General features: G+C 44.3%; 12 protein-coding genes. 7 read left to right on the top strand and 5 right to left on the bottom strand.

Annotated features, from left to right (window positions below; genetic code table 11):
- Nucleotides 1-274: 274 nt before the first annotated feature.
- The 5 genes from NL643_RS11310 (at nt 275) to NL643_RS11290 (ending at nt 6,759) form a co-directional block, all read left to right on the top strand.
- Complete coding sequence (locus tag NL643_RS11310) at nt 275-1,240, top strand: ABC transporter substrate-binding protein (RefSeq protein ID WP_253644419.1); 966 nt, start codon at nt 275-277, stop codon at nt 1,238-1,240.
- A 174-nt stretch (nt 1,241-1,414) separates the two neighbouring features.
- Nucleotides 1,415-2,350 carry an ABC transporter permease gene (locus NL643_RS11305; RefSeq protein ID WP_054574798.1) on the top strand — a complete coding sequence of 312 codons (936 nt, stop codon included), beginning with the start codon at nt 1,415-1,417 and terminating at the stop codon, nt 2,348-2,350.
- A complete protein-coding gene (locus tag NL643_RS11300) occupies nt 2,347-3,141 on the top strand; it encodes an ABC transporter ATP-binding protein (RefSeq protein WP_253644418.1) in 795 nt (264 codons plus the stop codon). The genes NL643_RS11305 and NL643_RS11300 overlap by 4 nt, the downstream gene beginning before the upstream one ends.
- A gap of 141 nt (nt 3,142-3,282) precedes the next feature.
- Nucleotides 3,283-5,109, top strand: a complete 1,827-nt coding sequence (gene malZ, locus NL643_RS11295) for a maltodextrin glucosidase (protein ID WP_253644417.1) — start codon at nt 3,283-3,285, stop codon at nt 5,107-5,109.
- 174 nt (nt 5,110-5,283) lie between these two features.
- On the top strand, nt 5,284-6,759 hold the full coding sequence (locus NL643_RS11290; RefSeq protein ID WP_109169755.1) for a sensor domain-containing diguanylate cyclase: 1,476 nt from the start codon (nt 5,284-5,286) through the stop codon (nt 6,757-6,759).
- Nucleotides 6,760-6,794: 35 nt separating this feature from the next.
- On the opposite strand, the gene dusC is transcribed toward NL643_RS11290, so the two are convergent.
- Nucleotides 6,795-7,754: a tRNA dihydrouridine(16) synthase DusC gene (gene dusC, locus NL643_RS11285; RefSeq protein WP_006742820.1), complete on the bottom strand. Its 960-nt coding sequence runs from the start codon at nt 7,752-7,754 to the stop codon at nt 6,795-6,797.
- Nucleotides 7,755-7,924: 170 nt separating this feature from the next.
- Here dusC and NL643_RS11280 point away from each other — a divergent pair, with 170 nt between their 5' ends.
- A complete protein-coding gene (locus NL643_RS11280; protein WP_048625767.1) occupies nt 7,925-8,542 on the top strand; it encodes a YecA family protein in 618 nt (205 codons plus the stop codon).
- 91 nt (nt 8,543-8,633) lie between these two features.
- On the opposite strand, the gene dsbB is transcribed toward NL643_RS11280, so the two are convergent.
- A complete protein-coding gene (dsbB, locus tag NL643_RS11275; RefSeq protein ID WP_005396949.1) occupies nt 8,634-9,170 on the bottom strand; it encodes a disulfide bond formation protein DsbB in 537 nt (178 codons plus the stop codon).
- 83 nt (nt 9,171-9,253) lie between these two features.
- Nucleotides 9,254-10,840, bottom strand: a complete 1,587-nt coding sequence (nhaB, locus tag NL643_RS11270) for a Na(+)/H(+) antiporter NhaB (protein ID WP_005396952.1) — start codon at nt 10,838-10,840, stop codon at nt 9,254-9,256.
- Between the two features lie 639 nt (nt 10,841-11,479).
- On the opposite strand from nhaB, the gene fadR reads away from it, so the two are divergent.
- Entirely contained in the window at nt 11,480-12,319 is an 840-nt protein-coding gene (gene fadR / locus NL643_RS11265; protein ID WP_005396954.1) for a fatty acid metabolism transcriptional regulator FadR, read from the top strand.
- 118 nt (nt 12,320-12,437) lie between these two features.
- On the opposite strand, the gene NL643_RS11260 is transcribed toward fadR, so the two are convergent.
- Nucleotides 12,438-13,247 (bottom strand): hypothetical protein, encoded by an 810-nt coding sequence (locus NL643_RS11260; RefSeq protein ID WP_046874414.1) that lies wholly within the window; start codon nt 13,245-13,247, stop codon nt 12,438-12,440.
- Between the two features lie 206 nt (nt 13,248-13,453).
- Complete coding sequence (gene metG / locus NL643_RS11255) at nt 13,454-15,529, bottom strand: methionine--tRNA ligase (RefSeq protein WP_046874415.1); 2,076 nt, start codon at nt 15,527-15,529, stop codon at nt 13,454-13,456.
- Between the last annotated feature and the right edge of the window lie 72 nt (nt 15,530-15,601).

Here is a 15,601-nt window from a genome sequence, read left to right as displayed (position 1 = left end):
TATTACCTACTTTGACGGTCGTTGATGAAGCGAGCGAAGCTTTGTTTACCAAAGATTCTTTCCGGATGAAGAAGTCCCCCGATCACAAATGTTGCTTTAGTGTTAAATCTTTCTTTTCTTTACTAAGACTTAGTAGTAATAATAAAAACAAGATGCGCAAGAAGTGCACAGTTATACGAACACAACATTACCCCTTTCAAACATTTGAATTCACGAGTCGATATTCATGTTGAATGCTCGCGAAACAAGGACGAAGTCACATCAAGGAGTTATGATGAAAACGAAACGTTTATTAGCCACAGCCGTTCTATCTGCTACTGCTATTTTCTCTTCTGCCAATGTACTGGCCGCCACTGCAACCGTTGCAGTTTCACAAATTGTCGAACACCCGGCGTTAGACGCGACGCGTCAAGGATTGCTTGATGGTTTAAAAGCGAAAGGCTACGAAGAAGGCAAAAATCTAGAATTTGATTATAAGACCGCACAGGGTAATCCAGCGATTGCGGTGCAAATTGCCCGTCAGTACGTCGGCGAAAATCCTGATGTGTTAGTGGGTATCGCGACGCCTTCGGCACAAGCCTTGGTGTCGGCAACGCGCTCTATTCCTGTTGTCTTTACTGCGGTAACAGATCCGGTCGGTGCGAAATTGGTTAAGTCGATGGAACAACCAGGCAAAAACGTAACTGGCCTGTCTGATCTTTCACCCGTTGCTCAGCATGTCGACCTCATCCAAGAAATTCTCCCTCAGGTGAAAAGCATCGGGGTTGTATTTAATCCCGGTGAAGCTAATGCCGTGACTTTGGTTGAACTGCTAAAAGAAAGCGCAGAAGCAAAAGGCATACAAGTGGTTGAAGCGACCGCACTAAAAAGTGCTGATGTTCAGTCTGCGACTCAAGCGATTGCAGCGAAATCAGACATTCTTTACGCCCCAACAGACAATACAGTTGCAAGTGCGATTGAAGGGATGATTGTGGCAGCGAATCAAGCGAAAAAACCTGTCTTTGGTGGTGCGACGTCATATGTCGAAAAAGGTGCGATCGCCGGTCTGGGTTTTGACTACTACCAGGTTGGTGTACAAACCGCGGATTACGTTGCGGCGATTCTTGATGGTCAAGAACCAGGCAAGCTGGATGTAAAAGTCGCGACGGGCTCTGACCTTGTAATTAATGAAAGCGCAGCATCTAAGCTCGGTATCAAGCTGCCAAGTTATGTGGTTGAACGTGCGACAAGCATGCAATAAGTAACGCTTTTTGGGGTTAAGCCTGTCACGTTGGTTGGTAGAGGCTTGCCCCAAAATTGATACTCGCCGGATTTCTCGTGTAGAGCATTCTGCTAGAGAAGAAGGGGAGTATACGTTAGAAGTCTTAAGTTCAGGTTGGTATTAGCCAGCCTGAGCATGCAGAAAGGAGCAGTTATGTCTGCATTTGCTTTTTTTGGCGCACTCGAAATTGGCTTGATTTATGGCCTAGTCGCTCTGGGTGTGTATCTTACGTTCCGTGTTCTCGATTTTCCCGATTTGAGTGTGGATGGCAGCTTTCCAATGGGAGCTGCGGTGGCTGCAACGGCGATTGTCGCAGGTATTAATCCTTGGCTTGCGACAATAATGGCGATGATAGCTGGTAGTATGACGGGGTGGGTAACCGCTTTTCTGGCTGTTCGGTGTGGTATTTTGCACCTGTTGGCTTCCATTCTTACCATGATCGCGGCATTTTCAATCAATATTCGTATTATGGGCAAACCTAATATGGCGTTGCTTGGAGAGGATACGATTCTCACTCCGTTTGAAGCCTTGGGCGATCCGATGTTCATTCGTCCTCTGGTTGTTGGGGTCTTAGTTCTTTTGTCCGCTTTCTTTGTGATTCGCTTGCTCAACAGCGACTTTGGTCTTGGTTTACGAGCCACGGGCGTGAATGCGCGTATGGTTTCTGCGCAAGGGGCGAGCACTGGTTTTTATACCTACTTTGGGTTGGCTTTATCCAACGGTTTTGTCGGATTCGCAGGCGCGTTGTTTGCACAAACGAACAGCTTTGCAGATGTGACCTCTGGCGTGGGCACCATTGTGGTTGGTTTGGCTGCTGTGATTTTGGGCCAGACCCTTATTCCCGGGCGAAAAATTTGGGTTGCGGTATTTGCTGTCATCATCGGTTCGGTACTTTATCGTCTTGCAGTGGCTTTCGCTTTGAGTTCTGGCATGTTTGGTTTACAAGCTTCAGACCTCAACCTTGTTACCGCAGTATTGGTGGCTGTGGCGCTTATTGCTCCAAAGCTAAAACAGAGCATGAGAGCGAAACAACGCGTTACCGATGCTAAACAAGCGGCATCAAAAAATGGTTCGGGGGAGGCGTTATGATTGAACTTAATAACATTCAGGTCACGTTCAACCCAGGGACGATTTTAGAAAATCGTGCATTGAAAGGCGTCTCTTTAGAGGTTCCAGAGCATCAATTTCTTACCGTGATTGGTTCTAATGGCGCAGGAAAATCGACGTTGCTTGGTGCGGTGACAGGTGAGACGCCGATGATAGGTGGTCAGGTGATCATTGATGGCAAAGACGTCACCAAGCAGACGGTAGCCCAGCGTGCGACGCAATGCGCACGAGTGTTTCAAGATCCATTGGCCGGAACCTGTGGAGAGCTAACGATAGAAGAGAACATGGCTTTAGCGTACATGCGTGGTAAAAAACGCAGTTGGGGTTTGGCGCTTTCAGCTAAACGTCGCAAGCTGTTCCAAGAGCGAATTAGCATCCTAGGGCTTGGCTTAGAAGATCGTCTGGGCGATAGCATTGGCTTACTGTCCGGTGGACAACGACAAGCCGTTAGCCTTGTGATGGCGACGTTATCGGAGAGTCAGTTGTTACTGCTTGATGAACACACGGCTGCGCTTGATCCTCGTATGGCGGCGTTTGTTATCGACTTAACTAAACGTATTGTCGATGAGTTCGATTTAACCGTGATGATGGTGACGCATTCGATGAAAGACGCATTAGCATGTGGCGATAGGACCGTAATGCTTCACCAAGGTGAAATTGTGCTTGATGTGGCTGGAGAGCAGCGCGCTAACATGCAGGTACCAGACTTGTTGGATATGTTCTCCAAAGTGCGTGGTGAAGAGCTTGCAGATGACAGTCTCTTGTTGAACTAAGCGGTATCCGACAAGTCACTACGCCTACTAAGTGTGATCCTCCTTGGGAAAATTGGCTTATATGCCAACTCGCAAGGAGGATTTCTTGTCTCTCATTCTTCAATAACATAGTGGCATATCCGATGACGAGGAGTGCCCATAATGAACCTGCCATTTATTTTTCATAGTCAAACTATTGATGGTTTAGCTTTTAATCAAGAGCAAGTCACAGTCAGACTGAAAACCGAGACATTGGATTTTGATTCCGTATATGTGCGTCTTGAGCCGGACAATGAAGAATATCTGGTCGACATGGCTCAAATTGGAACAACTGGGGAATTGTTACTATGGGAAGCATCGTTCCGACCAAATCGAGATCGAGATGTCACACATTATGTGTTTAAGCTCCTCAAAGACGGACAACAATACTGGCTCGATGCACGAGGCGTACAAAAGCGTATTCCACCCAAAGAGTTCCACTTTAAGTTGAATGTAAACCATCAACCACCAAGCTGGGTGCAAGAGCAAGTTTTCTATCAAATCTTTCCTGACCGTTTTTCTGCTAGTAAAAGTGAGTCCGATATTCGCCACGCTTATGCTCAGTATGATTCTGCATCGATCGTCAAGCCGTGGGGAGACGCGGTAGGCTCTCACCAAAATACCGGGGCACGTGAATTCTTTGGCGGCGACCTCAAAGGTGTAGAACAAAAGTTGGACTATCTTGAACAGCTCGGCGTTACTGCGCTTTATTTCAATCCGATCTTTTCTTCACCAAGTAATCATAAATACGACACTACGGATTACTTCACTGTTGATCCTATGTTTGGCACCAATGCTCAGTTTGCGGAACTGTGTGAGAAGATTCGCGGTAAGAATATGAAGATTGTCTTAGACGCGGTGTTTAACCACACGTCAGTGCATCATCCTTGGTTTGATATCCAACAAAAAGGAGAAGGGGCGTATAGCAATCCGCAGTCAAAGTTCCGCGATTACTACTTTTTTGAAGGCGAAACCAATCACTATATTGGTTGGAAGGGCATTGGTAACTTACCGGTTCTGAACTTCGAAAATGAACAAGTGCGTGACTATATCTATCAAAGCGAAGCATCTGTCATTAAACACTGGCTTAAGCCACCATACTCAGTCGATGGTTGGCGATTTGATGTTATTCATATGCTTGGCGAAGGAGAGGGAGCGAAAAACAATGCTCATTATGTTGAAGCGTTTCGCCATGCGACGAAGTCAGTCAATCCGAATGCCTATGTGCTAGGTGAGCACTTTTTTGAAGCAACACAGTGGCTGCAAGGTGATCAAGAGGATGGGGCGATGAACTACTACGGTTTTGCTCATCCAGTTCGAGCTTTTATCGCGCAGCAAGATATTATGTATGAACCAATCAACATTGATGGTTTGGAGTTTAAAGCATGGTTGGACGAAGCCAGAGCAAAAATTCCATTTTCGAATCAGCTATCGCAGCTAAATCAACTCGATAGTCATGATACTGCTCGTTTTATCACACTGGTTGATGGTGATAAGCGTAAAATGAACATCGCACTTGCTCTGCTCATGACATACGTCGGTACACCTTGTATTTACTATGGGAGTGAAGTCGGACTAGAGGGAGGACTGGACCCGGATAATCGTCGCTGTTTCCCTTGGAATGAAATTGAAAACTCAGCATGGCTGTCGATTTACAAGCAATGGATTTCGATACGTAAACAGTACAAGTCTTTACAGTCTGGTAGTATTCAATGGCTGCATTGCGATACCAACGAGCTGGCTTATGCGCGCGTACTTGGAAGTGAAGCGATCGTTGTTGTGATGAATCTAAGTGGCGATGAGTGTTCAATTGACTTGCCTCTGTGGCAACTTGGTTTGGAGGCTGCCCACCTTTCGTCATTGCTGGATGGACGCGAACTTATTGATTATAAGAGTCATATCTCTGTCAATATGTCGGCACAGAGCTGCAAATTATGGCGACTAAAGTGACACCACACTCTATATTGATTAAACTCCTTTAATATATAAACGGTCTCAAACAGCGCGCACTCATTTGTTTGGTCTCTTGTTATCTGGTGCTGTATTGCATGCGTCACCAGATAACGAGTATCAATTTAACAGCTGTCGTAAGAGACTATTGACCTTTCATATGCATGGTACTCAATGGTAAACCAAAGGCGATTTAGCCTCTCATTTGTCATCTTTTTTCCTCTGGCACTATTTGTAGTGATTTTACTCGTTACAACGAAAAATTACTATGATGCGGTTAACCGCTATATTGATTCAGAGTATGCACGTATTGATCGTGCCATGTCCCGTGGTATTAAAGTTCTCACCGCCTTAGATTACAGCTTTACTAATTATACGAATTACGCTAACCCATTGTCTGAAGAGCACAATTCTTTAGTCAAAAAGGGGATTTGTTATATTTGGCCGATAGATGTTTTGTTGCTAGAGAGTGTCTATAGTGAGGGGTTACCTGCGGTTGATCTTGATTACATGATAGTGGGCGATGAAAGCTTATGTCAGCAAGGTTCAACGATTAACCAATCAGCTGAACAAAAGGCGGGTTTTGCACCGTCATTGTCTTTTCTGCACGATATTGAATCCCACATCGTTGGTATTCATTACATCGATAAGCGTGGTTACGTTATTTCGTCTCCTGACACGTACGCGAAAAACTTCACTAGAGAGCTTTGGTCAACGCTAAAAGCGCGCCCATTTTGGCAAAAAACCGCACAAGATAAAGTGAACATCACCTTGGCCGGACCTGGGCCGACGTTGGATTCGATGGAAGGTCAAACCATTAGTTTGACAGTGCCTGTTTACGAAAAAGGGAGGCATCAAGGTGTGCTGTCCATTGATTTTGATGTCAATGCGTTGATGGCTTCGTCGCTAGGTCTTGTTGGTAAGTTTCATTTGGTTTCCAATTTACAATCCATTCCTTCAAACAGTACACGAATCAAACCAGTCGAGTTAGAGCGATTGAGTGCGAATCACAGCATGTATTACGAGTACAACCTTTGGGATGAAGCTAAGAACCTAGCGGTGTTCGAAAAATACAGCCTTATTGTTGCGATCTCTATTTACGTTTTGAGCACAGTCGTATTGTTCTATGTGAATATGCATAGTGAGCGACGTTATTTTAAAGATCTCGCCGCCAGAGATCCGATGACGAGCTTGTTGAACCGTCGAGGAATGCAAACCGTGTGGCGCAATAAGATGACGAAAAAACAGGTTGCATTAGCAGTGTTCGATATTGATAACTTCAAGAAGATCAATGATACCTATGGTCATGATGTCGGCGATTCTGCGATTCAGCTAGTTGCAAAATGTATACGTGAAAATATTCGCCACACAGATGTCGCCTCAAGATTTGGTGGCGAAGAGTTTGTGTTGGCGATTTACGACGAAGACTCGGAAGGCATTAAGCTAATTTTAGAGCGGGTAAAAAAAGCCATAGACGAACGCTCGACACGCGTGACTAAAGAAGGCTTTACGATCTCTGGCGGTGTGGTGTTCAGTAAAGAGAACCGAGTGGAAAGCTTTGATGAGTTATTTAAAGCGGCGGATGAAAAGTTATATCAAGCCAAGAGTACAGGCAAAAATAAGATTTGCTACGAAGATCTAAGCGCTTAAAGGGCGAGCAGTTCGCCCTTTGCAATGCTCAGATTTTATGCAACCTGAGAATTTAACTCATCACGATAACGTTGAATATGCTCAACAATCGGCGCGGCTTTGTTAAACGTTCGGATTTCTCTGAATAGATCTTTTGCTTCAGGATAGGCCTGACGTAAGTAAGAGAACCATTGTTTTACACGGTTTGGATAGTACAAGCCTTTGTCGCCTTTCATCTCAAACTTGGAGTAGTAGATCAGTAGCTCAACCACCTCGGGCCATGACATTGGCTGGTGGTTGTGTTTTACCATGTTGCCCAAGTTAGGGATATTGAAAGCGCCGCGGCACACCATCAAAGAGTCAACGCCAGTCGTTTCAATGCAACGTTGACCATCTTCATAATTCCAAATTTCGCCATTCGCAATAAGCGGAATATCAAAACGTTCGCGAATTTGGTTGATGTAATCCCATTTTATCTCAGACGCTTTGTAACCACCCTGCTTAGTCCGAGCGTGAACGGTGAGTTCATTTGCACCAGCAGATTGAATGGCATCAACAATTTCAAAGCAATCTTCAGGGTTTTCCCAGCCAAGACGAATTTTTGCGGTCACAGGAATAGCCTCTGGAACAGCTTCTCGACAAGCTTTAACCACACGGTGAATTAGCTCAGGATGCTGAAGTAGAGCAGCACCACCCTTACTTTTATTGACCATTTTGGCTGGGCAACCAAAATTTATGTCGATGCCTCTGGCGCCTAGGCTCGCCGCTTTAATTGCGTTCTCAGCCATCCAGTTTGGCTCTTGTCCTAACAATTGCACATGTACTGGCACACCTGATGCGGTTTGAGAACCTTGCAACAGCTCCGGGCATAAACGGTGAAATACATGATCGGGCAATAACTGGTCGATGACTCGAACAAATTCCGTAACACATAGGTCATAGTCGTTTATCTCGGTCAGGATTTGGCGCATCAAATGGTCTAAAACGCCTTCCATTGGGCCTAGTACAACTCGCATAGTTTGCCTAATACAGTTTGGTGATAAAAAGGAGGGCGATTGTAGCGATGTCAGCTAAGTTTGTCATTAAAAGACTCAAAGCACTCAATACAGTCAAACTCGCAACTCCCGGTTACGTGCTTTTATGCTCTGAGGTATAATGCCGCCAAATTTATGGGAAACCAGATGTCATGCAATACACATTGATTGAGAAAGGCGAAATTCACATCGATGAATCTTGCCTATTTATCGAAGGCGCAGTGCTCGCTGCTAATCTGACGACAAAACCACTCGCTCCTGAAAAGTGGTTAGAGCCGCTATTAGGTGAAGGATTCAAAGCGATTCAACCGGCAGTAGAAGAGCAAATTCACAAGCAGCACAACCGAATTCAACGAAACGAATATTCCGTGCTAGAGCTAACAGGCAAAGAACCTGAACAACTTGCTGATTTTGCCGAAGGCTTTATGTCTGTTTGGCCAATGATTGAAGAACAATGGCAAGACGTTGAGCTCAATGATGGATTGCAGCGTATGCTACAAGCATTACTGACCACTTTGATGCTGGCTATCGATGAGTCGGCAACGCAGCAACAGATGCGCGACGCCGGTATTGAAACGCCTCCTGCTCTAGCAGACTTGATCGACCAGCTTGATTTGATGGTCGGTGAAGTGGCGTTAGGCGCGGATGAGTTGATGGTAGGCAATAAGGCTCAAAGCCTAAACCCATTCAAAGGTATCGGGCGCAATGATCCTTGTCCTTGTGAGAGCGGCAAAAAGTTCAAGCAGTGTTGTGGTCAATCACGTGGTTGAGTTAACGTGGTTAAGTTAAAGAGCCGCGATGTTTACTCAGTAAAAAGCCGACCATCTGGTCGGCTTTTTTCGTTATCATTTCTCGGAAGGATTAACGAATCGGATTAGTGCGTCTTGCTGGGAAGAATTGTGCGATCACAATTAATGCTAAAGCAATTAAATTGCCCGCGAAAATAACTACTAACCATTGTGGCATTGATAAATCGAGGAATTGCCAAACAATCTTCGAGCAATCGCCGTATGCTTCGAACATCCAAGGAACCCACTGATTAAGCGGAGCCCAGCTAGGGAATGTTACGAATAAATCACAAGTCGCGAATGGTGATGGGTTAAACTGATAATCAACGTGCTGCTGAGCAAGCAACAGTCCTTTGTAAGAGCTTAATCCCCAGCCAATCAAACCTAGCCAACGGAAAACTGGGTTATTTGGTGCCATAAGACCAACGATTGCAGCGACACCCACTCCCATCATCGCGACTCGTTCGTAGATACACATGACACATGGAGCAAGCATCATGACGTGCTGAAAATAGAGGGCACATGCTTCAAAGAAAACGACGAATAGCAGAAGCAGCAGCCACGATAAGCGTCCCTTCGAAAACTGGTTAAGTGAATTTAAAATAGTCACGTTTTTGTTCCTGTCTGAAATAGAAAAAGCTCTGAATACTCAGAGCTTTTTAACGTGGATAAGTTTCCTAATCAACTCAAATTTTAGTGACCGCCGGAGACTACGGGAGTCAGATCACCACTATGAGGTAAAATCCAGCCTGCATCGTAGAAAGAAGCCGTTGCAGGCTCTAGGAAGAACATAATGCCCATCAGCCCGACAATCGCAAGAACGATGGTGTAAGGTAGCGCCATGATAACCATTCGACCGTAAGACAGACGAATTAATGGAGCGAGAGCCGAGGTGAGTAGGAATAGGAATGCCGCTTGACCGTTTGGCGTAGCAACAGATGGTAGGTTAGTACCAGTGTTGATAGCAACTGCCAGTAAGTCGAACTGCTCGCGAGTAATGAGACCCTCAATGAGTGCTGTTTTTACTTCATTGATGTATACCGTACCGACGAATACGTTATCTGACACCATTGATAGTAAGCCATTCGCGACATAGAACAAAGCTAACTGAGTGCCTTTATCTTCAACGGCAAGCACCGCGTCGATAACTGGTTTAAACAACTCTTGGTCGATGATTACCGCAACGATAGAGAAAAATACCGCAAGTAGTGCAGTGAAAGGCAGAGCCTCTTCAAACGCTTTACCCATGGAATGCTCTTCAATAACGCCAGTGAAAGCCGTCGCTAAGATGATCACTGAAAGACCAATTAAGCCTACCGCCGCCAAGTGTAAGGCTAATGCTACGATCAACCAAACAGCAATAAGTCCTTGAACCCATAGCTTTGCAACGTCTTGATTGGTACGCGTTTTGCGCTCTTCATTGTCAAAGTCAACGAGGATTTGACGAACGTTGTTAGGAAGTTTTGCACCGTAGCCAAACACTTTAAGCTTTTCGACTAGAGCACAAGTAATGAGACCGCAGAAAAATACGGGTAGCGTCACTGGAGACATACGGATTAGGAATTCACCAAATAACCAACCCGCTTGGTCTGCAATAATTAAGTTTTGAGGTTCACCTACCATAGTGGTTACGCCACCTAGCGCAGTACCTACACCAGCGTGCATCAACAATGAGCGTAAAAAGGCGCGGTAATTTTCTAAGTCATCACGCGTTAGCTCAGTGATCGTGTCATCTTGTGTGTGGTCATGGTCACCAATCGGGTTACCTGACGCCACTTTGTGGTAGATAGAGTAGAAACCGATCGCAACACTGATAACAACGGCGATAACCGTCAAAGCATCCAAAAACGCAGATAAAAATGCAGCGGCAAAGCAAAACGCAAGTGATAGAAGGGTTTTGGAGCGAATACCAAGTAAAATTTTGGTAAAAATGAACAGCAATAAATGCTTCATGAAGTAGATGCCCGCAACCATAAATACCAGCAGCAGTAATACTTCAATATTTGCCACCAACTCGTGCTTAACTTGCGCAGGGCTAGTCATGCCGATAGCGATGGCTTCAATAGCAAGTAAACCACCAGGTTGTAATGGGTAGCATTTTAATGCCATTGCAAGCGTGAAAATAAATTCAGCAACCAGCAACCACCCAGCAACAAATGGGTTTATTAGGAAGAATACAATCGGGTTAATTATTAAGAAGGCTATAATGGCAACTTTGTACCAATCAGGCGCTTTACCAAGAAAGTTCTTGATAAAAGCGTTTCCGAGCGATATCGGCATGATAATTCTCTTTATAACAAAATTATGAATAGACACTACAATAGTGCTTAAGTATCTGTTTGTTAGACTTATTAACTAGTCTTTTAAAACAATAACTTAGTAAAACAACAATCCTTTGTTTATTGCAGTCTTGCCAAGTTACTTCCCCTGAACTCAAGCACCGCTCACTTTCGACCGCAAACTCTACACTCAGGCATTTATTAGTCAATAACAAAACGTGATGCTACCGACTAAAATGACTTTTTAAATGTAATAACGCGATCAAAACGGCGTTACTATATCATGAAAGGCTCAAAAAAATCCTCTTGGATTTTAAATGACGGTCAGTGACGAGAAAAGGCAAATTAAGAAAGAATATTAACTGTGATATACAAAGTAATTTTTCATATTTTGAATATAAAATTGTGACGCAGTAGTCTTTATTTCTCCGCAATTTGTGAGCTGTTTAATTAAACGAAAATTCAGATTTTACCGCTTTCACTCGCACGTCAGACCGTCCTAGATTGACATAACATATAGAGTATTAACTCTATATTGTGGAATCGTTTCAATTATTGACCGTAAATTTTCTCAAACCGTTAAGTAGTGGTATGATGAGTAGTATCGACCCTCAGAAATCAATATTGGATAAAAAGTAGAATGGTCATAAAGGCGAAAAGCCCTGCGGGATTCGCAGAAAAATATATTATCGAGAGCATTTGGAACGGCCGTTTTCCTCCTGGCTCTATTTTACCTGCTGAACGCGAGCTGTCTGAGCTAATTGGTGTTACTCGAACGACTTTACGAGAGGTTCTTCAACGACTAGCCCGTGATGGTTGGTTAACAATCCAACACGGTAAACCAACGAAGGTAAACCAATTTATGGAGACCTCTGGTCTGCATATTTTGGATACGTTGATGACGTTGGACGTAGATAACGCAACAAACATTGTAGAAGATTTGCTTGCAGCACGTACCAACATCAGCCCTATCTTTATGCGCTATGCATTTAAAGCAAATAAAGAGAACTCTGAGCGCACGATCAAGAATGTAATTGAATCTTGTGAAGCTTTAATGAATGCTGCTTCTTGGGACGATTTCATCGCTTCTTCACCTTATGCTGAGAAAGTCTTACAGAACGTGAAAGAAGACAACGAGAAAGATGAAGCGAAGCGTCAAGAAATCTTGATTGCTAAAACGTTCAACTTTTACGACTACATGTTGTTCCAACGCCTAGCATTCCATTCAGGGAATCAGATTTACGGTTTGATTTTTAATGGCTTGAAGAAGCTCTATGATCGCGTTGGTAGCTATTACTTCTCAAACCCAGCTTCTCGTGAGCTAGCGCTGAAGTTTTACCATCAGTTGCTAGAAACTTGTGAAAGTGGTCAGCGTGAACAACTGCCAGTTGTGATTCGTCACTATGGTATGGAAAGCGCGCTAATCTGGAACGAGATGAAAAAGCAATTACCAACGAACTTCACAGAAGATGACAGCTAAGCGCTGAGAAGTTAGATGAATGAAAAACCGCAGAACCTAAGGTCTGCGGTTTTTTGTTTTTACCTATAGATACCAGTTACGTTCCTGTTGTGACAATTGGCACGGCATTGTATAGAGCTTATCTTGCTACAGAGAGTTTGGGCAACGGTAGATACAATGCTTCAACGATGTCTGAAAGGACGTGGTCGTAAGTATTGAAGATGGTCAACGATAAGTCTGATGTGACTCCATAAAGCTCTGCTTCTGTTAAATCGACATGACTTCCTGTCACATAGTTATTTAATGTCTGTATTGAGCGTGTGGAAGCAGGAGAAACGATACTAAGCGGAGCGATAACTGCTAATTGATTTAGCTTACGTGTCATAACCGATGCGTAATTTTTGAAACGCTCATTCCCCCCTTGCTCTCCCAAGTCTTGAATGCTAATTCTCAATTGAGTCAGGGTTTCTAAGCTATCCATGATGTTTTGCCAGTTCATGTGGTACTCATTATGTAGATCATCTCGTTGTTCTACCGCTAACCAAGCAATCGTGACTTCATCCATCAAGAACAAGCAATGACGAATTAACTTACCATGCTCCATCTGGTTCCTTGCAACACTGTGATCGTTCCATTGTTCAAGCAGTTTTCCTACTTTGATCTGCAGCACGCGATACATGGGTTTATTTTCAAAGCGTGAGGTTTCGACCAAAAGATGCAGTTTGTTGGTGAGATCGTTATGAAGGACTTCTAATTCTTGTTCGTTATTTTGTTGAAATTGAAGTGAGTAGTGCGTCGCAGCTCGATGGCGTCTCAGCAGATGAACAACATCTCGCAATAATGTTAACAGCTGATATTTACGCGCGTGTTGCTGCTCTCGTTTAGAAGATAAGTGATATATTCCGGCTAAAATAGCGATAGACAATAATGTGGAAATCAAAACAAACATAACCAACTCCTTGTTAGTGTTTGGACCTAGCAAGGAAGGTTTGCAGTTTTGATGCCAAACAAAAATTAAATTAAAACAATTGGTTATATTAAATGTTCTTTTTGGACGGTCGTTATTGGTGCATGGATTCACCAAAGTTGTGAATATGATCAAAAAATCCCTGCCAAATTGGCAGGGATTTTATAGTGTTATATTTGGAATGCGACTTACATTACGCGCATGCCAGGCTGAGCGCCTTCGTGCGGTTCAAGAATCCATAGGTCGCTACCACCAGGGCCAGCGGCTAGGATCATGCCTTCTGACATACCAAACTTCATCTTACGAGGTTTTAGGTTTGCTACCATTACCGTTAGTTTGCCTTCTAGCTCTTCAGGTTTGTACGCTGACTTGATGCCAGAGAACACTTGACGAGTTTCACCACCGATGTCCAGTTGGAACTTAAGCAGTTTGTTTGCTTTTGGCACTTCTTCACAAGAGATGATACGAGCGATACGCATATCTACTGCTGCAAAAGCGTCGAACTCAATCTCTTCAGCGATTGGCTCTTTGTCTAGCTCAGTTTGGCTAGCCTTGTTCTTTTCCGCTTCTGCTTTCTCTTTCGCCGCCATTTCTGCCGCCGCATCTTCTTTAGATGCTTCGATCATCGCTTCAACATTCTTCGGATCGATACGGTTGAAGAGTGCTTTGAACTTAGTGATCTCGTGGCCTGTGAGTGGCGCAGCGATGTTTTCCCAAGTCAGCTCTTGGTTTAGGAATGCTTCAGTACGTGCAGCAAGTGCAGGCATCACTGGTTTCAGGTAAGTCATCAGTACACGGAACAGGTTAATACCGACAGAACAGATGTCTTGTAGCTCCTGATCTTTGCCTTCTTCTTTTGCTACAACCCACGGTGCTTTTTCATCAACGTATTGGTTAGCTTTGTCTGCCAGTGCAGTGATTTCACGGATTGCACGACCAAATTCACGTGTTTCGTAAAGCTCAGCGATACGGTCAGCCGCAGCAACAAATTCGTTGTAAAGCTCAGGCTCTGCAAAGTTGTCAGACAGTTTGCCTTCAAAACGTTTCGCGATGAAACCTGCGTTACGAGATGCCAGGTTAACGATCTTGTTAACAACATCAGCGTTTACGCGCTGAGTGAAGTCTTCAAGGTTAAGATCTAGATCGTCGATACGGCTGTTTAGCTTCGCCGCGTAGTAGTAACGTAGACACTCAGGGTCTAGGTGCTCTAGGTAAGTGCTTGCCTTGACGAAAGTACCTTTAGACTTCGACATTTTCGCGCCATTTACCGTTACGTAGCCATGTACGAATACGTTGTTTGGTTTACGGAAGCCTGAACCTTCTAGCATTGCTGGCCAGAATAGGCTGTGGAAGTAAACGATGTCTTTACCGATGAAGTGGTACAGTTCTGCTGAGCTGTCTTTCTTCCAGTACTCGTCGAAATCTAGGTCGTCGCGCTTGTCACATAGGTTTTTGAAAGAGCCCATGTAGCCGATAGGTGCGTCTAGCCATACGTAGAAGAATTTGTTCTTCTCACCTGGGATCTCGAAGCCGAAGTATGGCGCATCACGTGAGATATCCCATTGCTGCAAACCAGATTCGAACCATTCTTGCATTTTGTTCGCGGTTTCAGCTTGTAGCGAGCCAGAGCGAGTCCACTCTTTTAGCATGCTTTCAAACTGAGGTAGGTCGAAGAAGAAGTGCTCAGAATCTTTCATTACTGGCGTCGCACCAGAAACCGCAGATTTAGGATTGATCAGTTCTGTTGGGCTGTAAGTCTCACCACAGTTGTCACAGTTGTCACCGTACTGGTCTTCTGACTTACATTTTGGACACGTACCTTTTACGAAACGGTCCGGTAGGAACATCTCTTTTTCTGGGTCGAACAGCTGAGAGATAGTGCGGCTAGAGATAAAGCCGTTTTTCTTCAGCTCAAGATAAATGTGTGACGCTAGCTCACGGTTCTCATCTGAGTGTGTGCTGTGGTAGTTATCAAAGCTGATATCAAAGCCAGCAAAGTCTTTCTGGTGCTCTTCGCTAACTGCGGCAATCATTTCTTCAGGAGTAATACCCATCTGTTGCGCTTTAAGCATGATTGGCGTGCCGTGAGCATCGTCAGCACAGATGAAGTTTACAGTGTTGCCGCGTAGGCGTTGGTAACGAACCCAAATGTCCGCTTGGATATGCTCAAGCATATGGCCAAGGTGGATCGAACCGTTAGCGTACGGAAGGGCACAAGTTACCAGCATTTTCCTTGACGGAAAGTTTCTTGGATCGTTTGCCATACTTAATATTCGCTTTTCTTGATAGGTATAAATAAATTTTGATGGATAATACTACCCCATGAACTCACTAAC

It is taken from the genome of Vibrio sp. Y42_MX_L11, assembly GCF_024181785.1.
Lineage (GTDB): Bacteria > Pseudomonadota > Gammaproteobacteria > Enterobacterales > Vibrionaceae > Vibrio > Vibrio diabolicus.
Note: the sequence above shows the minus strand (reverse complement) of the source record. Positions and strands in the feature narration are given on the sequence as shown.